The sequence below is a fragment of the Actinomyces sp. oral taxon 170 str. F0386 genome (genome assembly GCF_000195595.1).
GTDB lineage: Bacteria > Actinomycetota > Actinomycetes > Actinomycetales > Actinomycetaceae > Actinomyces.
Genome location: NZ_GL882531.1, coordinates 1 through 25,158 on the forward strand (window position 1 = coordinate 1; position 25,158 = coordinate 25,158).

Consider the following 25,158-nt stretch of genomic DNA (forward strand, 5'->3'; position numbering starts at 1 on the left):
AGCACCAAGCCCACCGCGGACCCGACCACCTCAGCCGAGCCCAGCACTGCGCCGTCGAACGCACCGTCAACTGAGCCGAGTGTCGCCCCCAGCACCGCACCGTCCGCCGACCCCAGCAGCACGCCCGAGGCTCCGAAGTCCGGCTGGGAGACCAAGGACGGCCACCGCTACTACTACGAGAAGGGTGAGCTGAAGAAGGACTGGGCCAAGATCGACGGCACCTGGTACTACTTCGGCACTGACGGGGCCGCCACGACCGGCACTCAGAAGGTCAAGAACGCCCTGTACTCCTTCGACGACCAGGGGGCTATGAGGGCCAACACCTGGGTCGAGGACAAGGACACCTGGTACTACGCCAACCCCGACGGCGACCTGGCCGCCAACACCTGGAAGCTCGTCAACGGCTCCTGGTACCACTTCAACGCAGACAGCAAGATGGAGACCGGCCTGGTCACCGTCAACGGCACTCGCTACTACCTCGACCCCGCAACCGGCGCCATGGCCGACGGCCGCTGGGTGAAGGACGACAGCACCTGGTACTACGCCAACCCCGACGGCGCCATCGCCACGGGCTGGAAGCAGGTCGACGGCGCCTGGTACCACTTCGACTCCAAGGGCGCTATGACGCCCAAGGGCTGGGTCGCCTCGGGCGGCAAGTGGTACTACGTGGAGGACTCCGGCGCGATGGCCGCCAGCAAGTGGCTCGACGTCGACGGCCACTGGTACTACGTCGGCTCCGACGGCTCTGTGGCGACCGGCTGGAAGCAGGTCGACGGCGCCTGGTACTACCTCCAGCCCAACGGCGCGATGACCACCGGTTGGGTCATGGACGGAGGAAAGTGGTACTACCTCAACGCCAACGGCTCCATGGCGACCGGCTGGAAGCAGGTCGACGCCGCCTGGTACTACCTCCAGCCCAACGGCGCAATGACCACCGGCTGGGCCACGATCGACGGCGGCCGCTTCTACTTCCACAACAGCGGTGCGCTCATCCGGTGATGTCGCCGGCCGACCTGATCTGAACTGAGCGACGGTCTCCAACAGGGTGGGGTTCCAAGCAGAAGCCTCTGCTTGGAACCCCACCCCATTTTGTTAGGACACGACTGCGGCGTCAGTCCTCACCCAGTCGATCGAAAAAGCGTCCCATGTACGAGTGGCGCCGCCGTCGACCGCCCCTACTTCCACTCGCAGGCGATGCCGTCCCTGTCGCGGTCCAGCTCGGGCCGGTAGCCGGGCTGGCCTCGATAGAGCGGCGCCGCACCGGCATCACGAGCCGCATTGCAGTTGCGGTAGTAGGCGCCGCCCGAGTCGGACTCGGGCTGTACCGGGACCTCGCCCGCGCCGGGCGAGGCCCCGGGGCCGGCATCTCCCTCACTCACGCCTGAGCCCTGCTCCGCCCCCGGAGCAGCGGGGGCGGCCGCCGGCGGGGCTGCGGGAGGCTCCGTTGCCGGCACCGGCGACGGCGAGTAGATGACTGTTAGCACCGGTGACGGACTGTAGACAACTGTGGGGACAGGGGTTGGCGAATAGACCACGGTGGGCACAGGCGCCGCCGCCAGTTGAGACGCCGGAGCCGAGTCGTTCGAGGATTCAGCAGCACCAGCCCCGACCCCAAGAACAAACGTCACGACATAAGGCACAGACTTCCTCAAGAACTTCCGATGCTTCGACATCGGCCGATAGAACCGACCGGACCCGGCGCCAGAGAATACTGGGGGAAAGGGAGACGAAGAGGAGGTGTTCACTGGAACCTCAAGCTACGAGAAGGAACCATGATGGCTGGCCAAGATGATTGAATCACCTCGATGAGGTTAATAACCTGAAGAACCATAAAATGCAACCACATCGCAACTTGCAGTTGCCTCCGCCCGAAAATTCATCTTTTCCAACGTTGTCCTTCTCAAGACGACCACATCACCTCACGAGGCCTCAGAGAACCCGGTCCACCTGCGCTCAGTCCACGCTATGTCACCTCGCGCGATGCGAGCGGGCGTCACACACCGAGAACGCCCCCACCCAGGAGACGTCACAACCAGATGTGCTTCGTTCGCCACGCTTGAACGTGGCGAACGAAGCACACAGAGAAAGCAGGCGCTTCATACAAGCACTTTGCGGTTATTCCTCGCGGAGACCTACCTGGTCTTGTCGCACGCGATGCCGTCACCATCACGGTCCAGCTCGGAGCGATACCCCGGTTCACCCTTGTACATCGGCGCGGCGCCAGCCGCCCTCGCGGCTTTGCAGTTGGGGTAGTAGGCACTGTCCTGCTTTGGCTCCGGTGCGGGCGCAGGCTCGGGTTCCGAAGCCGCCTCACCGCCACCACTCTGACTGTCCGCCTCAGGTGTCGGCTCGGGTTCCGGAGCAACCGGCTCCGCCGAGGGTTCGGGCGTCGGAGCGGGCACCGCCAGACTCGGCGAAGGCGTGGGCGACGGCGTAGGTGTGTGGATAGGCGTCGGGGTCGGAGTCGGCGTCCGCGTAGGAGTGGATGACGGCGATGCCGAGGCAGTCACCTTAGGTGAGGGCGTCGGCGTCGGCGACACCGCGTCGTCGGCCGATGAGGTCGGTGTCCCAGGTGACGCACCGACCGGCCTGCACGGGGAGGACGGCACGTGCTTCAATCGGGGCATGACAGTCGTCTCCCCCGTTCCGGTTCCGGGTCCCGTGCCCGGCGAGTCCGTCCTGACCGAGTCCGATGCCTCACTGCTGTTCGGCGGGGCACGCACCGCCTACACCTTCACCGACGAGCCGGTGACGGACGCCCAGCTGCAGGCGATCCACGAGCTGGCCAAGTGGGCGCCAACGGCGGTCAACGCCCAGCCGTTACGGGTGGTGGCCGTCCGGTCACCGGCAGCCCGGGAACGGCTACTGCCCTGCCTTCCTCGTGGCAATCGTGAACAGGCGGCAGGGGCGCCGTTGACGCTCGTCTGCGCGGCCGATCAGTCCTTCGCCGAGTCTCTGCCGCGGTTGCATCCGCGCGCCGAGCGCTACCAGCGGTTACTGGATGACGGCGGGTCGGATATGCGGGCGCGGTGGGCACGCACCTCAGCACTGATTCAGGCGGCCTACGTCATCCAGGCGATTCGCGCCGTCGGGCTGGCGGCCGGGCCCATGAACGGGGACGACGCCGAGGCGCTGGCAGCCGAGTTCTTCGCCGGTCAGGACGTGGAGGTACTGCTGGTCATCAATGCCGGTCACCCGGGACCGGACGCCTACCAGGAGCGCAACCCGCGCCTGTCCTTCGATGAGGTCTATCAGGTGCTATGAGCCCAGCGGGTCGGCTACACCCAGGCCGTGCTCGCGATGCACCGCCCGCGCCATCTCCACCTTGAGCAGGCAGGAGGAGACCGACCGATCCTTCACGTGAGCATCCATGATGAGCCGCGCAACCTCATCGACTCCGGGCTGGCCGAGGAGGGAGAGCAGCGCCACCGGAGCATCGAGCTAGTCCACACCCATGAACATATGCACCCGGCTCACTCGCCCCTGAGCATTGCGGAAGACGATGTTGACACCGCGTTTGACCAGCTCCCCGGCAGGGGTGGACATCGACCACCGCAGGAGCAGCGCATCCCCCGACTCGATCTGCTGGTCGTAGACGAAGTCCAGATCCTTCAGGGCATCGTAAAGACTGGCGACATGATCGACGATGCGGTCAACGCCCTCTACAACCATCGCCGGCGAGGAGACGGTCAACCTCCCGTCCGGCGCCCACATACTCGTGATGAGATCGCGCCGTCGTTCCGGATCGGGCTCGATCCATGAGCGTAGGTACTCGTCGGCGAAGTTTGCTGCAGAGGCGGCCATCTTGTCTCCTGGGCTGTCTGGCAGGCGTGCGGGAGCGAGGTGAATCCGGAACTGCGCTCACCCCCAGATACGGGAGCTAACCCCTGGTGTAGTGGGCGACGTAGTCGATCTGGATGTCGGAGACGGCCGGAGTGAGCGGACCGGGGACACCGCCGTCGACAGTCTCGTACTGCTTCGCCTTCCCATTGGGATCCATCGCCCCCGTCTGGACCCCGAACCACAGGCGCTTGCCGGTGATGTCCTCGCCGACATCGTCCCGAGTGACTCGGCCCCACTCCTGGCCATCGAAGGTGAAGATGACCTTGTCCTCCTCCACGATGGCGCCGTAGGTGTGCCAGCCGCTCATGTCCGTGTTGTCGAAAACCCGCTGCTCCTGCTTATGCCCCTCCGGAGTGGGGGCACCCCAGTGGTAGGTGCCCGACACCTGCGGCCCGTTGACGCGCCCCTCGGCAAAGTCGACCTCCGGGGGCCAGCGCTCGTCCTGAGGCCATAGGAGGAAAACGTAACCGATCCCCTTGGCCCGGGGGAACTTAGCACGCACCTCCCAGCGGCCGTATGAGGCCGCGAAAGCATCGGCACTCGAGGCGCCACCCGCACTCCACTGGCCATCCTGGTACTGGGTGCGGATGACGAGATGACCGTTCTCAACGAAGGAGTTCTTCTGCGACATCACGCCCATGGCCCCATGCCCCACGGCCGGATCACCCCACCCGTAATGTCCCCACTTCGTGTCCTCGAAGGAGGCGTCAAAACCCTCGAAGTAGTCGATGGCCCAGCCGTCGATCTCGGCCTCGGACCGCCCCTGGCCGGAGCTCCCGGAGGGCTGAGACGATATTGGCTCGGCAAGATCTGCGGTCATGAGGAGCTGGGCTGTTCGTGTGGGCTTCACGGTCGTCTCCTTCCGGGGCAGGAACCATCTCGATACTCACAGGGAGCCTAACCAGTCGGAAGATATTGGACAAACCATTCACGGCCACAAGAACTCGGTCGAGCATGCGGCCCAGACGTCACTCCGCCCTCACGGACGGAAGATCGAACCGTCCTCGCTGATATAGGCGACCGCGAGCCTCAGCGTCCACGCCATTTGGCCGACGATCTTGACGAGCGCGTTGGCATCCGACCAGCCGACCGAGATGAAGATGAAGTCGGTGCCGATGGTGTAGTCGGCGACCGGCAGCCCCTCCGCCTCCCGAGCGTCAAGTTCCTCCTCCGTCAGCGCGTAGGGGCCGTTGAACGGAGGGAAGACGCGGATGAGGTCGCGGTAGAAGGACCTGATCGCCTGGGTGGAGCCTGTGGTTGTGTCGTACTCGTGCGGCTCCTCCCATCGAGAGACCTGTTCCCACCACCGGGGAAAGTCCTCGTCCGTGACGACGTCTGGCTCGAAGATCAGGATGTCGTAGCTCATGCTTCGAGGCTAGAAGCGGGCCCTGCCCCCGACCATGGACCCCACTCCCCACAGCATCCGTCCTACGCCGGACGGTAGGTGAAGCGGTCCCAGCCCAGGGCCTCGATGCGCTCGGCCATGCGCTCGCACGTCCCGTCCCAGCCGGGCGCCACGACGTCGAACTCGCCGCTCGTCCCCTCGGAGCGGGCCTGCTGGAGGGCGTAGACCCGCGCCCCCGCCGCGTGCACCCGGCGGGCCACCTCGACGGCGTCGTCGGCCGTCACGTCCCCGGGCACCACGGTGGTGCGCACCTCGAAGTCCGGCCCGCCGCGGTCGGCCGCCTCGATGAGCACCTTCAGGCTCTCCCAGGCCTTCGCGGCCGCGTTCGCCCGGCCGACCACCTGCTCGTAGTGCTCGGGCAGCGCCTTGATGTCCAGCCCCACCCAGTCGACGAACCCGGCCTCGATCATGTCCCGCAGCCGCCGCGGGTAGGGCCCGGCCGTGTGCAGACCCACCTGGAAGCCCATGTCGATGACCTCGTGGGCGGCATCGGCCAGGGCGTCCTGGCGCAGCGCCTCGCCGCCGGTGAGGACGACGCCGTCGAGCAGCCCACGCCGACGGCGCAGCAGGGCGCGCACCTCCTCCCACGCCACCTGGCCGGGCGTGCGAGCGGGGATGAGGGCCTGGTTGTGGCAGTAGAAGCAGTTCCAGGGACAGCCCTGCAGGAAGACGGTCGCGGTCAGGTGGTCGGGCCAGTCGACCGTGCTCATGGGGACGAGCCCGGCGATCACCAGGTCGTCAGCCGGGCAGGTCAACCGGAATCTCGTCTCCTCAGCCTCAGGCATCGAGGCCAAGAGCCGCCGCGATCTCATCAAGGCGGCGCGTCTTGATCTCATCGCGCCGCACCGCCTCCGCTTCAGCTTTCAGCGCGTAAGCGTACTCCAGGTCATCGATGTAGGACTCAACGGCCTGACGCACATAGAACGTTGCCGGACGACCGGTCCGGCTCCCCAGGTCATCGAGCCGGCGCTTGAGCTCCTCTGGTAACCGTACGCTCAGAACCGCTGTAGACATGTTTACAGCATAGGAGCCAGCCATTCGCACCACAACCCCAACTCATATGGCACGGGGTCCAGGCATCCCGTGCAGAGGCTCCGGGGCGCCCACCGCAGAAGTGGTGGACGCCCCGGCGCCTCTGCGGCCAGCTCACGAGCAAGTCCGGAAGCGTCACCGGCCATAGACAGTCGAGCGGTGGCCAACATCGAGCGCAAGGATCACACAGCGCTCGTCTTGGATGTCGATGATCACCCGGTAGTCCCTAACCCGGAGCCGGAACATTCCCGCGAGCGGACCCGTCATCGGCTTCAGGAAGTCCCGCGGATCGTCAGCCCTCTGGATCTCCCGCAGCTTGCCGAGCACACGCTTCCTGACGCTACGATCAAGTTGCTTCAGCGCCTTCTCGGCGCGAGGAGTGAACTCAACGCTCCAGTCCGCCACCTACCCCTCCTTCTCCCTTCTCCGTTGCGGATCCTCAGGCGCTGACCGCGCTCAGGCGCGAGACGGCCGGGCCGTGGCCGCCGGCGGCAACCTCGGTGAACATCTGCCGCTCCATGTACTCGCCCTTCTTGCCGATGTTGAACGAGCGCACCGGACGGAAGTAGCCCATGACGCGGGTCCACACCTCGCACTCGACCGGCTCGGCCTCCGGGTGGAGCTCGGCGCACTTGTCGCAGGTCAGGTGCTCGCCCACGAGGTATCCGTGAACCGGGCAGATGGAGAAGGTCGGCGTGATGGTGATGTAAGGCGTGCGGAAGGCGGTTAGGGAGCGGCGCACGAGCTCCTTGCAGGCGGTGGCCGAGGAAATCCGCTCGTTCATGTACAGGTGCAGGACGGTGCCGCCGGTGTACTTGGTCTGGAGCTCCTCCTGCATCTCCTGGGCCTCGAAGGGGTCGTCGGTGTAGCCCACGGGGACCTGGGAGGAGTTCGTGTAGTAGGGGTTGGTCTCCGTGCCGGCCTGGAGGATGCCGGGGTAGCGCTTGCGGTCCTCCTTGGCGAAGCGGTAGGTGGTGCCCTCGGCCGGCGTGGCCTCGAGGTTGTAGAGGTGGCCGGTGGCCTCCTGGAACTCGACCATCTTGTCCCGCACGTGGTCCAGGAGGCGCACGCACATGGCATGGCCGCGCGGGTCGGTCAGATCGTAGGCGTCGTGGGTGAAGTTGCGGACCATCTCGTTCATGCCGTTGACACCCAAGGTCGAGAAGTGGTTGTCCAGGCTGCCCAGGTATCGCTTGGTGAAGGGGAACAGGCCGGCGTCGATGTGGTGCTGGATGACGGTGCGCTTGAGCTCCAGGGTATCGCGGCCGATCTCGAGCAGCTCGTCGAGCCGGGCGGTCAGGGCGGCCTCGTCATCGGCGTAGAGGTAGCCGAGCCGAGCCATGTTGATGGTGACGACGCCGACCGACCCGGTCTGCTCGGCCGAGCCGAACAGACCGTTGCCGCGCTTGAGCAGCTCGCGCAGGTCGAGCTGGAGACGGCAGCACATGGAGCGGATCATGCCGGGGTCGAGCTCGGAGTTGATGAAGTTCTGGAAGTAGGGCAGGCCGTACTTCGCGGTCATGGTGAACAGGAGCTCGGTGTTGGGGGCGTCCCAGTCGAAGTCGCGGGTGATGTTGTAGGTGGGGATGGGGAAGGTGAAGACGCGGCCCTCGGCGTCGCCCTCGGTCATGACCTCCATGAAGGCGCGGTTGATGAGGTCCATCTCCGCCTGGAGGTCGCCGTAGGCGAAGTCGCAGACGTCGTCGCCGATGAGGGGGTGCTCGTCGGCGAGGTCCGCGGGGCAGGTCCAGTCGAAGGTGAGGTTGGTGAAGGGTGTCTGGGTGCCCCAGCGCGAGGGGACGTTGAGGTTGAAGATGAGCTCCTGCATGCACTGCTTGACCTGAGCGTAGGTCATGTCGTCCAGGCGGACGAAGGGCGCCATGTAGGTGTCGAAGGAGGAGAAGGCCTGGGCGCCGGCCCACTCGTTCTGGAGGGTCCCCAGGAAGTTGACGATCTGCCCGACGGCGGAGGAGAAGTGCTTGGCGGGGCCGGCGGCGATGGCGCCGGGGACGCCGTTGAAGCCCTGCTGGAGGAGGTCCTTGAGGGACCAGCCGGCGCAGTAGCCGGCGAACATGTCCAGGTCGTGGATGTGGAGGTCCGCGTTACGGTGGGCCTGGCCGGCGACGGCCGGGTAGACCTGGCTGAGCCAGTAGTTGGCGACAACCTTGCCGGAGGTGTTGAGCATCATCCCGCCCAGCGAGTAGCCCTGGTTGGCGTTGGCGTTGACGCGCCAGTCGGAGCGGTCCAGGTACTCGGTGATGGTGGCGACGGCGTCAACACTGGGGCGCTCGCCGCGGGCGACGGCGGAGTCAGCGGACGCCGGAGCGAGCGCGGGGGTGTCGGCCGGCAGCTGCGCCGAGTCGTCGACCGCGGGGGCGGTGGAGGCAGGGTTCTTCTCGAGCACGGGTCTCTCCGATGGTTGGTGCGTGTGAGTTCGGACTGTTCTCGGCGGCGTCGGGCTCCGGGAAGGCCGAGCCCGAGGGGCGCCGCCACTGCCTGCCGGGAGCGACCCGGATGGCGGCACCGGTGCCGACCATACTCCCAAATCACACCGATGCAGCACATCATCTTGTGCCTCCATTGTATCTTGACCACAACATATTGCGATAGAGGCGAGGACTTTCGTCCCGATAATAAATACCTTCTCGCGCGAACTCGCGGATGCAGTCGGGCCTGTAACACGGACCATCGAAGCCGCAGGGAGAGCACGTATGAGACCCAGATCACTACTACCGGCGTGTTGGGACGACGTCATCAGCGATTCGTGTCCAAATCGGAGACAAAGGAGCCCAACCACCTTTCACTGAGCCACGCGAACCGCGGAATCATGCGGTTCTGTCAAGCACACTCAGCGCCAGTAACCGCCTTTGTCACCGATTTGGACACTCCCCACCGCTCCAAGGCCCTCTGCACATCCGGGGCGACCTGATGCGCGTAGACATCCTTCCTCGTGAAGCGCAGCGGCAGGAAGCCACGGGCGACAAGCCGGCGATCGCGCCATCGGTCAAGGCCGAACTGGTACTCGTCGCAGTGGTAGGTGTAGCCGTCAAGCTCCACGACCACCCACCCCTCGATCACCAAATCCACCTCGCCAACGCCCTCGATCTCCACCCCGTCCTCGAAGCTCAACCCCGCGGCCTCAAGGTCGATTCGCGCCAGAGTCTCCAATGGAGAACGAGACCGGTCACTGGCGCGATCGAGCCGTGCCAGCGCTCGAGCCGAGCCGGGCCCACGAAGCAGGTCGCGAACCTGCTCGGCAGTGACACGCTCATCGTGAAGTGCCGCGTCAAGAGCGATGAGCGGAGAGTCGTCCTGAACGTGGCAGCGCAGAAAACGAGCCAGGGCCTCAGGAAGTGGCTGCACCGGGTATGAGGTTGGCGATAAACGAGTCCGATACCGGTCTGCATGGAGCACCTCCCGCCCAACAGCCGAGAATCGCCTACCTGCCGCGACCACAAGATGAACCTGCTCGGCGCCCTGGGTCACCGGCAGGCCGTAGTGACGCATGGCGGCCTGGCAGGTGAGGAGCCCACCGTGAATGCGGGCAAGAACAACGGCGCGTTCAGCACCCGGTATACCGACAACACCATGCTCATGGGCGATGAGTTCACCAGCCCTCACGAGAGAAGCGACATGCCGGCGCTGGGTGCGAGTCAGATCAAGGTCCCGAACGCGCACCGCGCCGTAGCAGCCACGAACAACGGCGAGCAGGTCTGTGTCCAAGGTGCTCATGGGGCCCATTGCCGCCTACTGGCAAAGTGGACGCAACACCGTGCCGGAGCTCTGTGGACAACCGTCACAGCCATCAGACTGTGGCCTCCAGAACCCATCGAAGTATCACCGATGTCCTGACACAGAACTGTCACCCATGTCCAGAGACATCACGCCCTGGTAGCCCGAGCATTGTGTCCAAATCGGAGACAAAGGAGCCCAACCACCTTTCACTGAGCCACGCGAACCGCGGAATCATGCGGTTCTGTCAAGCACACTCAGCGCCAGTAACCGCCTTTGTCACCGATTTGGACACTCCCCACCACTCCAAGGCCCTCTGCATGTCCGGAACCGCATGGGAGGTCGCATTCGCCGGCGTCACTACTGCCACACTCACCCAGATCAGGACGGGACGCTCTATGTTGCACCGCCGACCCGCCCTGCTCGAGGACCGACATTCTTTTTGTCGGGCTGGCCCGACATGAGCTGACTGGCTGGCTGGATCGTCCCGGTGAGATCGCCAGGACAGCCTGGTCGCATGAGCATCGCAGCCTCTCCAATCCCCCGTCCCCAGCCGCCATCACCGCAGGCCAGGCCCACATCTCCCACCCGGCCGTCACGCGGTCTCCTCCCCCGCTGGACCTGCGCGGTCCTGGCGGCCTGCCTGGCTCTGGTGGTGTTCGCCGCCGGGCCGCACGCACCGAAGGCCGACACCTCCTCCATCACCGGCGACAAGAACCTGGCCAAGCAGGTCATCGACCTCCTGCCCGACGACTACCAGGCCCGCGGCATCCACGTCTCCGTCATCACCGCCGAGGGCGCCCGTCACGCCGGCATCGGCGCCGCCGCCTCCGGCCAGCAGTACACGTCCACCACTCCCATGGAGATCGGCTCGATCACCAAGACCTTCGCCGGCCAGCTCCTGGCCGATGCCATCGCGCGCGGCGAGGTCAAGGCGAGCGACCCGCTGTCCACCCACCTGCCCGAGCTCGCCGGTACCCCGGCGGGCGAGGCCACCCTGGAGGAGGTCGCCTCGCACCGCTCCGGTCTCCCAAGCATCCCCACGCAGGATGAGAGCAGGTGGGTGCTGCGAGCAAACATCCTGGGGCTCAACCCCTTCACCGACCGCATCGACCAGCTCATCGACAGCGCCCGCGCCACCACGATGGGCAAGCGCGGCGAGTTCGCCTACTCCAACCTGGGCATCTCGCTGCTGGGTGAGGCCCTCACCCGTGCCGCCGACGCCGAGTCCTGGAAGTCCTACATCACGGAGCGGCTCTTCATGCCCCTGGGCATGGAGCACACGACCCTCACCTCCGGCCAGGCGGACATTCCCGACGGCGCCATCCACGGCGTCCAGGCCAATGGGCGCCGCGGCCAGTCGGTCAGCGGTTCTGGCTTCAACCCGGCCGGCGCCGGCGTGTGGAGCACCCCGGAGGACATGACCCACTACGCCCAGGCGGTCCTTACCGGCACAGCCCCCGGAGGTGACAGCCCCCAGGAGCCGCGGTGGCCGGCCGAGGTCATGGACGGAATCAAGCTGCCGGGAGAGAAGGTCGGCTACACCTGGTACACCGACGTCGTCGACGGGCACACGATCATCAACCACGGCGGCACCACGATGGAGTACATGACCCACCTGGCCATCGACAAGGAGTCGGGCAAGGCCGTTATGGTCTACACCGACCAGAACAATGATGGGACCGCCTCCGCGCTCGCCACGGCGCTCCTGACCGACGGCCAGAAGATCTCGACGGCGCGCATACCGATGACCGCCAACACACTGCCCCAGACCGCGATCCTCGGGGCCTTCACCATCCTGGCACTCGTCATGGGCCTGTACACGGCCGCCCGCGCGGCGAGCGCGCCCAGCCGTATGGCGGTGGCCTGCCGCGCGGCCGCACTCCTTGCCTGCCTGGCGGCGGCCACGGCCTCCGGGCCCTGGACGTCCCTGCCGACCTGGATCCTGGCAGTGGCGACACTGCCTGGCATGTACGGCATCGTCCGGGGCATCACGCTGTGGCCGGATCTGCCCACGCTGCCGCGTCGCCGAGCCTGGCTCGGCTGGATGCAGGTGGGGCTGACTCTCGCCTTCGTTGCCCTCTGCCTGATCGTCGCCTGGCCTAAGGCCTGAGCCTCCCACGCCTGGCACCGCATTCGTACCCTGCACCACGCCTTCGGGGCCTTGCCACCACCCCTGAGCCGGAAGGTACGAACGCGGCGACCACCTGGAGGAGGACGACGACATCCACCTCCTCCGGAAGGCCAACCGAGTCTGCCCCGGCGGCCGACGAAACCGGTGCCGCCTCAGCTTTAGCGTCACAGAGGTCCGGGCGCTGCGGGAGCGCAGCCCGGACGGGGCAGACAGCCCGGACACAATCTCGACACACCAAGGAGCAGAAGTCCTATGAGACCGACACCCCTCACCGCGCGGAAAGCGAGCGCAACCCTGACAGCACTGATGCTGTCGGCAGCCCTGGCGGCGTGCCAGCCGCAGATCTCCGCCGCCGGCGCTGCAACCCCCTCCGCACCGACACCCACCGCCCAGGCCGGCAACTCCAATGACAGCTCCGACGACTCCTCCCAGACCAGCGTCCCGCAAGGACTGGAGAGTTTCTACAGCCAGACCATCGACTGGAAGGACTGCTCGGACGGCACCTCGCCCTTCCAGTGCGGGACGGTCACCGTCCCCCTGGACTACGAGCACCCGGATGGCCGCACCATCACGATCGCCCTGAAGAAGCTCCCCGCCTCCGACGGCAACGCCGAGCACGGCTCCCTGTTCACCAACCCAGGAGGCCCCGGCATCAGCGGTATCCGGGAGCTGGAGGCCCAGGCCACTGCCCTGCCCGAGGAGCTCCGGGCCGGCTATGACGTCGTCGGCTTTGATCCGCGCGGCGTGGGGCAGTCCACCCCGATCACCTGCTGGACCGATGAGGACATCAGCCAGGCCCTCACCGACGCCCAGAACGGCAAGATCTCCGACGTCGTGCCATCCAACACCATCTCCTCCAAGAGTCTTTCGGCTCAGGAGAAGATGGACCGGGGCGCTGCCGACGCCGCCGCGTGCGCTCAGCACTCGGGGGTCCCCGAGCTGCTCGACCACGTCGGCACCCGCAACGTCGCCCGCGACCTGGACGTCCTGCGCGCCACATCCGGGGACGCCACGCTGAACTACCTCGGAGTCTCGTACGGGACCCATATCGGAGCCGTCTACGCCGACCTCTTCCCCGACCGCGTCGGACGCGCCGTCCTGGACGGGGCCATGGACCCGTCGCAGCGCTGGGCCGACGGGGAGGCCGAGGTCACGGCTTTCAAGGAAGGCGTCCTGCGCCAGTACGTCGAGCACTGCCAGGCCCAAGGCAACTGCCCCCTGACCGGCTCCACGGACGAGGCGATCGCCCAGCTGACGGCCTTCGTGGACGGCCTGGACCAGGCCCCTCTCACCGCCCCGGACTCCAGCGTCACCGTCAACACGCAGGAGGCCACCACCATCATCCAGCACTACGCGGTCGAGAAACCGGACTGGGACGCGCTGACCGCCATGCTCGCCCCGGCGATGAACAACCGCGACGGCGCCCTCATGGTGGCAGCGAAGCAGAGCACGCTCGCATCTCAGCTGCCGACGACCGCCGAACAGGCCGTCGCCGGGGCCAACACCCTGTTCATGGCTGCCGCTGTCATCTGCAACGACTACCCGGACACGGCCGACACCGTCTCTGACTGGGACGCGCAGTCAGCAGCCGAGAGGAAGACCTCCCCCTTCTTCGGCGGTACCTCACATGGTCTGGACGCCTACTGCCGCGGCTGGGGACACCGGGCACAGACCCCGCCCCAGGAGACCCACGCCGAGGGCTCGGCCCCGATCCTCGTCGTCGGGCTCACCAAGGACTCCCGGACCCTCTACCCCTGGGCCCAGAGCCTCACCGACCAGCTGGACAACGGCCACCTGCTCACCGTCGAGGGCTACGGGCACGTCACCTTCGGCAGCAACGCCTGTGCCACTGCGGCCATGACTGACTTCCTTGTCAACGGGACCATCCCAGCAGAGGGCACCACCTGCGCCGCAGAGCCCCAGCCCGCCGCCGACGGCGGAACCGGGAACTGACGGGCGGCGCCGCGTTCGTACCCCACGCCGCGCCTTCGGGTCCTGACCCGCCGAGGTCGAGCGGAAGGTGCGAACGCGGCGCCGGCCCTCCTGCCCCACTCACCACCGATTCACATCCTCAACGAGCTTGCCACCATGACTGATCAACGTTTCTCCACACCCGATCTCGCTCGGCGCCTGCTGGCTCCGATCGCCGCTCTGCTGGGGCTGGTGGCGGGCCTAAGCGTTCTCATCCTGCCCTCCCCCGCACCGACCACCGCCGGCCCGACTCAGTTCTCCGCCGAGCGCGCCATGGCCTCCATCAACCGCCTCGCCGACGAGCCCCACAGCGTCCTCAATCGCGAGGCGCACGACCGGGCGCGCGACGACGTCATCGGCATGTTCGCCGACCTGGGTTACACCGCCGACGTGCACTCCGACCCGCTATTCGACTTCAGCATCCCGGAGGACAAGGAGACCTTCGACATGCTGTCCGCCGAGCAGCAGGCGGCGGTCAAGGACGCGCCGGCCGAGACGATCGTCGTCGACGTGCCGGGGAAGTCGGAACGCACCATGGCGCTCATGGCCCACTACGACTCGGCCACGGACTCAGACGGGGACAGAGCGCGCTTCACCACCTCCGGTGACTCCTACGGGGCTGCCGATGACGGCTACGGCGTGGCCACTATCGTCGAGACGCTCCGGGCCCTCAAGGCCGAGGGGCGCCAGCCGGAGAACTCATTGAAGATCGTCATCACCGATGCTGAGGAGATCGGCCTCATCGGCGCCCGCAACGAGATGCACCACCACCGCGCCGACTACGAGAACGTCGACCTCGTCCTCAACCTCGAGGCGCGCGGCATGAGCGGCCCGGCGTTCATGTTCGAGACCTCCCCGAACAACAGCGCCGTTGCCGGCTACTTCCTCAGCCACGTGAAACAGCCCGTGACCGGCTCGCTCTTCCCCTCGCTGTACGCACTCATGCCCAACTCCACCGACATGACGAACCTCATCCCCGAGGGCTTCACGGTGCTCAACATCGCGGCGGTCGGGGATGCCGACCACTACCACCAGTCCACGGACGCCCCGCGCTACGTCGACCACTCGACCCTCCAGCACTACGGCGACCAAGCCCTGGACCTCACGCGGGCCTGGGCCTTCGACGGACAGGCCCCCATGCTGACCGCCGACGGCGACCTCCACTTCTTCCAGCTGTGGCGGGGATTGACCGTGCGCTACCCGGCGGCGGTCGGGACGGGGCTGGGCTGCCTGGCCGTCATCGCGGCCCTCGGCGCCGTCGCGGTACGGACCAGGTCCCTGCACTGGAAGCGGGTCCTGGGGAGCGTGTGGGGCCTGACCTGGCGAGCCGTGTCCGTCTCCACCGCCGCAGGACTGGCGCAGCTCGGTGCCATGGCGATGAAGTGGGCGCCGGAGAGCGGGCTTGGACCGAACCCACTACTGCCGTGGATGTTCGCCGGCGGAGCCCTCATCGGGGCCGGGCTCACAGCGCACTTCGTGGTGCGGCGCTGGAAGGAGGGTCTTGGGCAGGAGACCATCGCAGCGGTACTGCTCCTGCTGACGGCCGCCTGTGTCCCCATCATGGTACTGGTGCCCGGCACCGCCTACGTCCTGGTCCTCCCCACGCTCGCCCTGGCGCTGACCGCCCTGGCGCCACAGCGGGTGCGGCCAGTGGTCGGGGCCCTGGCGGCCTTCGTCATCGTGGTGCTCTTCGCACCCACGATCCTGTTCATCCACGAACTGCTCAGCCTCAGCGCGGTGTGGGCGACCGTGTTCTTCGCGATCATGCCGATGGCGCCGCTGGCGCTCACGCTCCTGCAGGCCGGCTCCCGGCGCACCACCGCACAGACCAGCAGCAGTCCTGACGCCACTCTCGACGGCGCTGCCGCTGCAGGTCCGGCCACCGCGACGGCGTAGGACGGCGCAACCACGAGCACGCCCACCGTACGGCCGTGGCCTGCCGCGTGCCGAAAGGTATGGACGCGTCAACCTCCCGGAGGACGAAAACGGACCTCGTCCGTTTTCCTCCGGGAGGTCAATATCATCCACCTGGAGGCTGCAAACCGGCACCTCCAAGGATCCTCCCGACGGTCGAGGAAACCGGCACCGCCGCACCTTTAACGTCGTAAGTGTCCGGGCGCTGCGGGGCGCAGCCCGGGTGGAGCCTACCAGCGGGAATGAGTCGGACACGAGGTATCGCACCGCCCGCGGCCGCCTCGGCCCGCGGCAGGCAGAGACCGAAGACGTTCCAGCCCCCAAGGAGCAGAAGCCCTATGAGACCGATACCCCACACCGCGCGGAAGGCGGGCGCGGTCCTGGCAGCACTGATGCTGTCGACCGCCCTGACGGCCTGCCAACCACAGGCTTCCGCCGCCAGCACCGCACCACCCACATCCGCCCCCACTCCCACCGCCCCTGCCAGCGGTTCCCCTGGCAGCTCCAGCAACTCCACCGGCAGCCCCGGCAGTTCCAGCGGCGGTTCCCAGAGCGACGTTCCCCAAGGGCTGGAGAGCTTCTACAGCCAGACCATCGACTGGAAGAACTGCTCGGACGGCACCCCCTTCCAGTGCGGGACGGCCACCGTCCCCCTGGACTACGAGCACCCGGATGGCCGCACCATCACGATCGCCCTGAAGAAGCTCCCCGCCTCCGACGGCAACGCCGAGCACGGCTCCCTGTTCACCAACCCAGGAGGCCCCGGCAGCAGCGGCGTTGAGCCGATGAAGGACCCAGCTGCCATGCCCGAGGAGCTTCGAGGCGCTTACGACATCATCGGATTCGACCCTCGGGGAGTCGGACAGTCCACCCCAATCACCTGCTGGACCAACGATGAGATCAAGCAGTCCTTGACGGATCCCGGCAACGACGCCACTGACCCGACGGACCCGCTCAAGGGCGTCACATCCAAGAACGTTCCGGCCCAGGACAAGATCGACCGGGGCGCGGCCAACGCCGCCAGGTGCGCCCAGCACTCCGAGGTCCCCGAGCTGCTCGACCACGTCGGCACCCGCAACGTCGCCCGCGACCTGGACGTCCTGCGCGCCACAAACGGCAACGCGAAGCTGAACTACCTGGGCACCTCCTACGGGACCCATATCGGAGCCGTCTACGCCGACCTCTTCCCAGGCCGCGTCGGACGCACCGTCCTGAATGCGGCCATGGACCCGTCGCGGTACCGAACCGACAGCGACGCCGAGGTAGTAGCTTTCAAAGAAGCTGCCCTGCGCCAGTACGTCGAGCACTGCCAGGCCCAAGGCAACTGCCCCCTGACCGGCTCCACGGACGAGGCGATCGTCCAGCTGGCGGCCTTCGTCGACGGCCTGGACCAGGATCCCCTCACCGCCCCGGGCTCCAGCATCACCGTCAACACGGAAAACGCCACCGCCATCGTCCAGCAGTACGCCGTCGAGAAACCGGACTGGGACGCGCTGACCACCATGCTCGCCCCGGCCATGAACAACCATGACGGCACCCTCATGGTGAAAGCGACGCAGAACTCGTCCGACCTGTCACCGAAGACGACCGTCGAGGAGGTGGTCAGCAGCGCCAACAACGAGGTCATGTTCGGCGCGGTCATCTGCAACGACTACCCGGACACGGGCGGCACCGCCTCCGACTGGGACGCTCAGGCAGCCGCCGAGAAGAAGACCTACCCCTTCTTCGGCGGTACCTCGAACGCTATGGAGGCCTACTGCCGCGGCTGGGGACACCGGGCGCAGACGCCACCCGCGCAGACCCACGCCAAGGGCTCCGAGCCGATCCTCGTCATCGGGACCACGGGAGACTCCCGAACCCTCTACCCCTGGGCCCAGAGCCTCACCGACCAGCTGGACAACGGCCACCTGCTCACCGTCAAGGGCTACGGACATGGTGCCTCCGGCAGCTGTGCCGGCGCCGCCATGATCGACTTCCTGGTCAACGGGACCGTCCCGGCAGAGGGCACCACCTGCGCCGCCGAACCCCGACAGGCCGCCGGCGGAGCCGAGGGCTGACAGACAGCACCGCACGTGCGGGACACTTCGGGGCCTCGGGGCACTCCTGGTAAGTGGCCCGAGGTCCCAGTCTGTTGGGCGGGAGTGGGTGTCCCGGGCCAGCGTCGGCAGGTTCAGCGAGCGACGTCGTCGACGGCGCACTCGGCCACGGCCACGGCGAGCTGGACCCGGTTGGAGACGCCGAACTTGTCCAGCAGGGCGGAGACGTGGGTCTTGACGGTGCTGGCGCCAACGACGAGCTCCTCGGCGATCTCGCTGTTGCCCAGGCCCTGAGCCACGAGCAGAGCGACCTGACGCTCCCGGTCGGTAACGGTCTCGGGGAAGGCGCGGCGCTGCGGGGTGGCCTCGACGGCGGCCTCGACGAGCCGGTCCAGGACGGAGCCGGAGAAGGCCCGCTGGCCGTCGGCGGCGGCGTGCACGGCGCGGAAGATGATCTCGGGGGCGCTGTCCTTGAGCAGGAAACCGGTGGCGCCGGCGCGTAGGGCGGCGGCGACCATCGCGTCGGTGTCGAAGGCGGTCAGCACGAGGACCTTGGTGTCAGGGCAGTCGGCGGCGATCTGGGCTGTGGCCCAGACGCCGTCGGTGCCGGGCATGTGCAGGTCCATGAGGACGACGTCGGGGCGCAGACTGCGCGCCGCGTCGTAGCCGCTGCGCCCGTCGGAACCCTCGCCGAGGACCGTGACGCCGGAGTCGCTCTCCAGGATGAGACGCAAGGCAGCGCGCACGAGGGCGTCGTCGTCAACGATGACAACACGTACACGGCGCTGCGGTGAGTCCATGCCGATTCCTTTGCTTGTTCAACTACCTGGGAGACTACTGTACGTCGGGGCGGGCCGGGTCGGGCAGGAAGTGAACCTTCCGGGGTACGGCGGAGTCGCGGCCCAGCAGCCTGGGCTCCTGGCCGCGCAGGGCGTGGTTGAAGAAGTCGGTCACCAACGCCCGAATCGTCTCCTCGGTCTGCGGCTGAACTGTATTGCCGGTCAGAGCAGGGCTGATGAAGGAGTGCAGGTCGTGGCTGACATGGTTGGTGTTCTCAATGGTGACGGCCCAGGTCGGTCCGGTACTGCGGTCGTGGAACTGCTCCTGAAACCGGGCATTCTCGATAGAGCCCTCGTCCTGGGTTTGTTCCCCTTTACGGGCCTTGGAGATGTCAGCGACGTGATCGGCGGACAGAATATTGAGGCTGGGGACCGGCACGCCGGTGTCGCGGACCGTTCCGAAGTGGGTTCCGTCCATGTTGACGCCGGCATCGAAGCGGGGATCATCGGCCAGGGCCTGCTCCGCACTGGCGCCCCCGAGGGAGAAACCCATAGCACCCACCGAGTCGAGGTTGAGCCGATGATGGAACGGGCTGCCGGGATCTGCATTGAGCGCCGTGAGGTGGTCCAGGATGAAGGAGAGATCCGCGGAGTTGGTGGCGGTCCAACGGGCCACCCTTTCGAGCCAGCTCTCGCGCTGGCCCGCCTCGGTAGCCGAGGGCTCACCCGGGTCACGGTCGACCTGGCGGCCACTGCTCAGGGAGACAGGGGCACCAGAGGTGTAGGGGTGGTCCACAGCGACGACGACGTAACCCTGACTGGCCAGGTCCACCATGAGTGAGGTGTTGTCGAAACGGCCAGTCCCTAAGGCTGGGGAGTAGAAGATGACGGGGAACCCGCCCGACACCTGGACGATCTCACCCCCGCGCACCGCGTGGGTGTCGATCAGCCGGAAATGATCCAACGAGTTCTCCAGCACCCCCCTGGCACGAGCGGTTCCAAACACGTCGTCGCCGTTCACCGCAGTGCTCTTGGCCAGCCTGCGGTCCAGGGCAAGAGGCCTTCCTTGGGTCGTCGCCTCCGTCGGGTACCAGATCGAGAACTCGACCTCGCGCAGGTCGTTCTCATCGGGCGTTGTCCACTCCTGGCGACTGGAGTCCGTCAGGTGCTCCTCGGTGTACCCGACGGCGTAGGGACCGGTCGGTGTCGGAAGCTTGAAAACCGGGAGCAGGAAGCCGGCCGCAGACGACACCGCCAGAGCGAGCGCCCCTGCCATCATCGCGGTGATACGCCCCAGCACTCGCAGGGCGGGCCGCCCGCGCCGCGGAGCGTCGGCGGTACGACGAGCCCGGCGGAACCAGCGCGTCAGAAGGACACAGGTCAGAATCACTGTGATGGCGTAGGCCGGGATCATGACGAACCGGTGCCGCTCGATGACGAGGTGGGCCAGAAAGGGAAGGAGAAGCCCCACCAGCAGGACGGGTTCGGCCCGCAGCCACCGCCTCATGCTCGACGCCTTGGAAGCCGCCTGCCACCAGCGGGGCGGCAGCCTGAAGACCGTGAGGAGCAGTACCACTGCATCCACGGCGACCACTGCGATCTCCAGCGTTCTCATCGGTATTCCTCTCACTCTTCCAGCAGGTTCGGCACGGACATTAGCCGGGCGCCGGCCGCGGCTGCCTCCGCCAGGTGGGGGATGCCTCGCGGGCACACGTCCACCTCGCGGCGGCATGATGACGACGGTCAGTCAGCACGACCTCGGGCAGGTACGGCGGCCATGACGACGAAGCGGCGGGGCCGCTCGGTACGGTCGGACCGATCCGGTGTCGCCGTCTGGCCGGCCGGCTGCGAGACGTGCAGCTCGCCGCCAAGGAGACGCAGCCGCTCGCGCAGGCCCTCCAGGCCGAGCCCTCCTCCGGGCGCCGTCGGCCGGGGCGTCGGTGGGCAGTCGTTGACGCAACGCACCACGAGAGCGACGACGCCGTCACCACCGTCGTCGTCGGGACCATCGGCGGCCTCGACCTCGCAGTCGAGGCGGACCGCGCCACCGGCCCCGTGGCGGCGGGCATTGGTGAGCAGCTCCTCTACAGCGCGCAGGACCGCGTGCCGACTGCGGGCGTCGGCGGCCTCGAAGGCCTCCACCCAGGACCCGGCCAGGTGCAGATCGACCTCCTGGCCGGCCTCCCGTTCATGGGCGAGGACCTCCTCGACGTCGGACCAGGTGGCGCGGGCGCCGTCGCCAGAACCGTCGTCGTGCAGGACGGCGAGGATCTGGCGCAGCTCACGCCCGGCGTCAGCCGTCAGGGTGTGGATGCTGCCCGCGATCTTGCGGACACTCCCTATATCCAGGTCAGTGCGGGTCTGGAGCGCACCGGCGTGGAGGGAGACCAGGGAGAGGCGGTGGGCGAGGGAGTCGTGCATCTCGCGGGAGATGCGGGAGCGCTCCTCGGCGCGGCTCTGGGCGATGCGCGCCTCCTGCGTGGTGCGGATGAGGCGGGCCTCGCGGGAGACCGAGCGCAGCAGCTCCTCGCGGGCCTGAAGGTTGACACCCAGCATGACGCAGACGATGCAGATCGGGAGAGTAAACATTGCGTATGTGGCGACGGACGATAGCGTGGGCTCTTCGGGAATCGGATTGAGGAGCGGAGACATGGCCACGCCTATGACCACGGCAGCCACCACGGCCGGTATCGCTTTCGCCCCTTTACGCATGCCGATAACAGTCGCAGCCACATAAGCCGCCACCTGCGACCAGGTGGGGATGAACCCCAGGACAACGATAAGGATCGACAACGACGGGCGGGGTCCTCTGAGGACCGGGATGAGGAGGAGAAGACAGGTCAGGGAGATGAGTACGTGTCCGGCATACATCACCTGCCAGCGGTCCAGGCCCGGCACGACCGTGGAGCCGCCTTCCAGCTTGAGGTACGCAATCAGGGCGAGCAGCGTCTGCACCACGGTGATCGAGGCGGTGCCGCTCCAGACGAGGATCTGCACCTTGCGGGCGTGCGCGCTGGAGGAGACGGGGGCGTCGGACATGGGCCGACCCTACTGAGGGCGCCTGCGCGGGAGCCTCCCCCAGGTGGGGGACGCTCCCGACGCCGGTGGGATCGCCGCGCGGTCGTAGGGTAGGTCGCCTGTTCGTACCCTCTACCCCTCGAACGCACGACCTAAGGTACGAACGCGGCGATCCAGAGCGGGCGGCGCAAAATGCGGACGACCGCGACGAGGGCACTCGCCCAGACACCGCCCGGAGGCGACTCGGACGCCGGCACCTACTGGTGGTGCACACTGTGCCCCATGGCAGACGGGACCAGACGCGACCTCACCGGGCTCCTGGAGTCCATCGGCGGGCGCGACGGCCGGCTCGTCCACCTCCAGCGCCCCCCGGCCCGCCCCGGCCGCCACTCCGACTGGCCCGAGTGGGCGGACCCCGACCTCGTGGTCGCCTACCGCCGCATCGGCGTCGAGCGCCCCTGGACGCACCAGGTCGCCGCAGCGCAGTCCGCCCACGCCGGCCGCCACACGGTCCTGGCCACCGGCACCGGCTCGGGCAAGTCACTGGCCGCCTGGCTGCCGGCGCTCTCCGATGTCCTATCGGCCCAGTCCCCCGGCGCCGACTCGCGCATCTCCGCCCACGGCCGGCGCCCCACCACCCTCTACCTCTCCCCCACCAAGGCGCTCGCCGCCGACCAGGCCGCCTCCCTGGGCCGGCTCATCGGCGAGCTCGAGACAGTCCAGCGCGAGGCCGGCACCCCAGCTGGCTCCCTGCGCACGGTGCGTGCCGGCACCTGCGACGGGGACACACCCCTGCCCGAGCGCGACTGGGTGCGCGCCCACGCCGACGTCGTCCTGACCAACCCCGACTTCCTCCACTTCTCCCTGCTGCCGGGTCACGAGCGCTGGACCCGTCTCCTGCGGGGCCTGCGCTACATCGTCATCGACGAGTGCCACGCCTACCGCGGGATCCTGGGAGCGCACGTCGCCCTCGTGCTGCGCCGGCTCCTACGGCTCGTGGCGCGCCTGCGCCCGCACGGCCCGCAACCGATCGTCCTGTGCGCCTCGGCGACGGCGGCCGAGCCGGCCCTCACCGCGGCCCGACTCATCGGTGCCGAGCCCGACGACGTCGTGGCCGTCACCGACGACGGCGCCCCCGCCGGGGAGCGCACCCTGGCCCTGTGGCAGCCGGCCCTGCGCGACCCCTGGATGCTGCCTGCGCCCGACGTCGAGCCGGCCCAGGACTCGGCCCGTGCGGCCGAACCGGACTCGGGCGACCCGGGCGAAGACCCCTCGGCACGGCGCAGCGCCGTCGTCGAGGCCGCCGAGCTGCTCGTGGACCTGATGAGCGTGGGAGCCCGGGCGCTGGTGTTCGTGCGCTCGCGTCGCTCGGCGGAGATCGTGGCCGAGCGGGCCCGGCACACATTGGGGCTCTCGCTGCCCGAGCTCATCGGCACGGTCTCGGCCTACCGCGGTGGCTACCTGCCCGAGGAGCGCCGGGCCCTGGAGGCCGACCTGCGCTCGGGCCGGCTGCGCGCCCTGGCCACCACCAACGCCCTGGAGCTGGGCATCGACGTCACCGGACTGGACGCGGTCCTCATCGCCGGCTGGCCGGGCACGCGCGTCTCGCTGGGGCAGCAGGCGGGCCGGGCCGGACGTGCCGGCAGCCGCGGACTCGCCGTCCTCATCGCCTCCGACAACCCGCTGGACGCCTACCTGGTGCACCACCCCGAGGCGGTCTTCGCCGCCCCCGAGGCCACGGTCTTCGACCCAGCCAACCCCTACGTGCTCGCGCCGCACCTGTGCGCCGCCGCCTCAGAGGCGCCCTTGCGGACCTCGGACCTGGCCCTGTTCGGGCTGGCCGACGATTCCCTGCTACGCGAGCTGGAGGGGCGGGGCGCGCTGCGACGTCGGCCCACGGGCTGGTTCTGGAACGTCAACCTGCCCGGACGGCCCCAGGACCTCACCTCCCTGCGCGGCGACGGGCCGCCCGAGGTCCCGGTAGTGGAGGCCGACACCGGCGCGGTCATCGGCACGGTTGACGGTGCGGCCGCCGACTCCACCGTCCACGAGGGCGCGGTCTACGTCCACCAGGGACGCGTCTACGTGGTCGAGGAGCTGGCCGACGACGTCGCGCTCGTGCGGCAGCGGGCGGCGGTCGGCTACCGCACGCGGGCCCGGTCGCGCTCGAGCGTGCGCATCATCGCCGAGCGCGAGCAGCAGGTCTGGGGCCGGCTGGTTGGGGGCGGGGATCGGCTCGACGACGTCCCTGAGCCATCAGCGCACACGGCCGACGACGGGCGGGAGGCTCCCGGAGCTGCGGCGATCACCTGGTCCTTCGGCTCGGTGGAGGTCACCAGCCAGGTGACCGGCTACCAGCGGATGGCGCTGCCCGGCGGGGAGGTCGTCTCCCAGCACGCCCTGGAGATGGACGAGCATGTGCTGCCCACCGCCGCCGTGTGGTGGACGATCCCGCAGGAGACCTGCGAGGCGGCGGGCCTGGAGCCCACCGACCTGCCCGGCGCCCTGCACGCCGCCGAGCACGCGAGCATCGGGATGCTGCCGCTGCTGGCGACCTGCGACCGCTGGGACATCGGCGGGCTGCCAACCGCAGCGCACCCGCAGACGGGGGCACCCACCGTGTTCGTCTACGACGGGCACGCCGGCGGGGCGGGCTTCGCCGAGCGCGGTTACCGGGCCGGGCGCGAATGGCTGGCGGCGACGCTCGCCGTCATCGAGGGCTGCAGGTGCGTGAGCGGCTGCCCCTCGTGCGTGCAGTCGCCCAAGTGCGGCAACAACAACGAGCCCCTGGACAAGGCCGGGGCGGCCGCCCTGCTGCGGCTCCTGCTCGAGGCGGCGCCGGCCACCGGCCCTCACGCACCATGAGGCTGCTCAGTGCTCGGGCATGAACGTAAATTCATAAGACACTCGCCTTCGTATTCATGAGATGCTCGCCCTCACGTAGCGTGAGACTGATACGTTCCCAGCATGCTCGTTCGATTACTGCGCAGGCACCTGCGTCCGTATGTGGGGGTGCTTCTGTGTGTGTTGGTGCTTCAGTTTGCTCAGGTGATGGCGTCTTTGTATCTTCCTACTCTCAACGCCGACATCATCGATGAGGGTGTGGCCACCGGGGACGCGGGTTATATCTGGCGGATGGGTGTGTTCATGCTGGTGGTGAGTGTGGGTCAGGGTGTGTGTTCGGTGGCGGCGACGTATCTGGCGGCGCGGGCGGCGATGAGTATGGGCCGCGACCTGCGTGGGGAGGTCTTTGATCGGGTCAGTGGTTTCTGTGAGCGGGAGATCACCGCTTTC

General features: G+C 67.8%; 22 protein-coding genes. 8 read left to right on the forward strand and 14 right to left on the reverse strand.

The genetic code is table 11. The features are described 5' to 3' along the window. Positions 1-999: cell wall-binding repeat protein (locus tag HMPREF9056_RS14875; RefSeq protein WP_009403251.1), on the forward strand; the 999-nt coding region annotated here is incomplete at its 5' end. A 176-nt stretch (positions 1,000-1,175) separates the two neighbouring features. On the opposite strand, the gene HMPREF9056_RS14605 is transcribed toward HMPREF9056_RS14875, so the two are convergent. Both HMPREF9056_RS14605 and HMPREF9056_RS14880 read right to left on the reverse strand, forming a co-directional pair. Next, positions 1,176-1,484: an excalibur calcium-binding domain-containing protein gene (locus HMPREF9056_RS14605; protein WP_253269929.1), complete on the reverse strand. Its 309-nt coding sequence runs from the start codon at positions 1,482-1,484 to the stop codon at positions 1,176-1,178. Positions 1,485-2,132: 648 nt separating this feature from the next. Next, positions 2,133-2,627 carry an excalibur calcium-binding domain-containing protein gene (locus tag HMPREF9056_RS14880; protein ID WP_087942188.1) on the reverse strand — a complete coding sequence of 165 codons (495 nt, stop codon included), beginning with the start codon at positions 2,625-2,627 and terminating at the stop codon, positions 2,133-2,135. Between HMPREF9056_RS14880 and HMPREF9056_RS04480 the strand changes: the two genes are divergently transcribed. Next, positions 2,626-3,264 (forward strand): malonic semialdehyde reductase, encoded by a 639-nt coding sequence (locus HMPREF9056_RS04480; protein WP_034513829.1) that lies wholly within the window; start codon positions 2,626-2,628, stop codon positions 3,262-3,264. The genes HMPREF9056_RS14880 and HMPREF9056_RS04480 overlap by 2 nt on opposite strands. Here the strand turns inward: HMPREF9056_RS04480 and HMPREF9056_RS14395 are convergent. The 9 genes from HMPREF9056_RS14395 to HMPREF9056_RS04520 form a co-directional block, all read right to left on the reverse strand. Next, positions 3,259-3,429, reverse strand: a complete 171-nt coding sequence (locus HMPREF9056_RS14395; protein ID WP_009403263.1) for a hypothetical protein — start codon at positions 3,427-3,429, stop codon at positions 3,259-3,261. The two genes, HMPREF9056_RS04480 and HMPREF9056_RS14395, sit on opposite strands and share 6 nt — an antisense overlap. A 12-nt stretch (positions 3,430-3,441) precedes the next feature. Next, positions 3,442-3,804: a nuclear transport factor 2 family protein gene (locus HMPREF9056_RS04485; protein WP_009403265.1), complete on the reverse strand. Its 363-nt coding sequence runs from the start codon at positions 3,802-3,804 to the stop codon at positions 3,442-3,444. Between the two features lie 76 nt (positions 3,805-3,880). Next, on the reverse strand, positions 3,881-4,693 hold the full coding sequence (locus HMPREF9056_RS04490) for a family 16 glycosylhydrolase (RefSeq protein WP_253269931.1): 813 nt from the start codon (positions 4,691-4,693) through the stop codon (positions 3,881-3,883). 129 nt (positions 4,694-4,822) lie between these two features. Continuing rightward, positions 4,823-5,209 (reverse strand): hypothetical protein, encoded by a 387-nt coding sequence (locus HMPREF9056_RS04495; RefSeq protein WP_009403271.1) that lies wholly within the window; start codon positions 5,207-5,209, stop codon positions 4,823-4,825. A gap of 62 nt (positions 5,210-5,271) precedes the next feature. Then, the gene (locus tag HMPREF9056_RS04500; protein ID WP_009403272.1) at positions 5,272-6,033 is read right to left on the reverse strand and encodes an anaerobic ribonucleoside-triphosphate reductase activating protein; all 762 of its coding nucleotides are present in this window, start codon (positions 6,031-6,033) and stop codon (positions 5,272-5,274) included. Beyond that, positions 6,026-6,262, reverse strand: coding sequence for a peptidylprolyl isomerase (locus HMPREF9056_RS04505; RefSeq protein WP_009403274.1), 237 nt, complete (start codon positions 6,260-6,262; stop codon positions 6,026-6,028). The genes HMPREF9056_RS04500 and HMPREF9056_RS04505 overlap by 8 nt, the downstream gene beginning before the upstream one ends. Positions 6,263-6,415: 153 nt before the next feature. After that, entirely contained in the window at positions 6,416-6,685 is a 270-nt protein-coding gene (locus tag HMPREF9056_RS04510; RefSeq protein ID WP_009403276.1) for a type II toxin-antitoxin system RelE/ParE family toxin, read from the reverse strand. A 34-nt stretch (positions 6,686-6,719) separates the two neighbouring features. Next, complete coding sequence (locus tag HMPREF9056_RS04515; RefSeq protein ID WP_009403277.1) at positions 6,720-8,684, reverse strand: ribonucleoside triphosphate reductase; 1,965 nt, start codon at positions 8,682-8,684, stop codon at positions 6,720-6,722. Positions 8,685-9,118: 434 nt separating this feature from the next. Beyond that, entirely contained in the window at positions 9,119-10,012 is an 894-nt protein-coding gene (locus HMPREF9056_RS04520; RefSeq protein WP_253269933.1) for an endonuclease domain-containing protein, read from the reverse strand. A gap of 517 nt (positions 10,013-10,529) precedes the next feature. On the opposite strand from HMPREF9056_RS04520, the gene HMPREF9056_RS04525 reads away from it, so the two are divergent. From HMPREF9056_RS04525 to HMPREF9056_RS04540, 4 genes are all read left to right on the forward strand, one after another. Continuing rightward, a complete protein-coding gene (locus tag HMPREF9056_RS04525; protein WP_034513820.1) occupies positions 10,530-12,125 on the forward strand; it encodes a serine hydrolase in 1,596 nt (531 codons plus the stop codon). 273 nt (positions 12,126-12,398) lie between these two features. Further along, a complete protein-coding gene (locus HMPREF9056_RS04530; RefSeq protein WP_034513822.1) occupies positions 12,399-14,099 on the forward strand; it encodes an alpha/beta hydrolase in 1,701 nt (566 codons plus the stop codon). 135 nt (positions 14,100-14,234) lie between these two features. Then, on the forward strand, positions 14,235-16,013 hold the full coding sequence (locus tag HMPREF9056_RS04535; protein ID WP_009403288.1) for a M20/M25/M40 family metallo-hydrolase: 1,779 nt from the start codon (positions 14,235-14,237) through the stop codon (positions 16,011-16,013). Between the two features lie 356 nt (positions 16,014-16,369). Further along, positions 16,370-18,088, forward strand: coding sequence for an alpha/beta hydrolase (locus tag HMPREF9056_RS04540; RefSeq protein ID WP_009403290.1), 1,719 nt, complete (start codon positions 16,370-16,372; stop codon positions 18,086-18,088). A gap of 113 nt (positions 18,089-18,201) precedes the next feature. On the opposite strand, the gene HMPREF9056_RS04545 is transcribed toward HMPREF9056_RS04540, so the two are convergent. The 3 genes from HMPREF9056_RS04545 to HMPREF9056_RS04555 all read right to left on the reverse strand — a co-directional run bounded on the left by HMPREF9056_RS04545 (position 18,202) and on the right by HMPREF9056_RS04555 (position 21,885). Then, positions 18,202-18,867: a response regulator transcription factor gene (locus HMPREF9056_RS04545; protein WP_009403291.1), complete on the reverse strand. Its 666-nt coding sequence runs from the start codon at positions 18,865-18,867 to the stop codon at positions 18,202-18,204. A gap of 34 nt (positions 18,868-18,901) precedes the next feature. After that, positions 18,902-20,461, reverse strand: a complete 1,560-nt coding sequence (locus tag HMPREF9056_RS04550) for a Platelet-activating factor acetylhydrolase plasma/isoform II (RefSeq protein WP_009403293.1) — start codon at positions 20,459-20,461, stop codon at positions 18,902-18,904. Between the two features lie 128 nt (positions 20,462-20,589). Further along, positions 20,590-21,885 (reverse strand): sensor histidine kinase, encoded by a 1,296-nt coding sequence (locus HMPREF9056_RS04555; protein WP_009403295.1) that lies wholly within the window; start codon positions 21,883-21,885, stop codon positions 20,590-20,592. A 261-nt stretch (positions 21,886-22,146) separates the two neighbouring features. Here HMPREF9056_RS04555 and HMPREF9056_RS04560 point away from each other — a divergent pair, with 261 nt between their 5' ends. Next, entirely contained in the window at positions 22,147-24,729 is a 2,583-nt protein-coding gene (locus HMPREF9056_RS04560; RefSeq protein ID WP_009403297.1) for a DEAD/DEAH box helicase, read from the forward strand. Between the two features lie 102 nt (positions 24,730-24,831). Next, positions 24,832-25,158: ABC transporter transmembrane domain-containing protein (locus HMPREF9056_RS04565; RefSeq protein ID WP_009403298.1), on the forward strand; the 327-nt coding region annotated here is incomplete at its 3' end.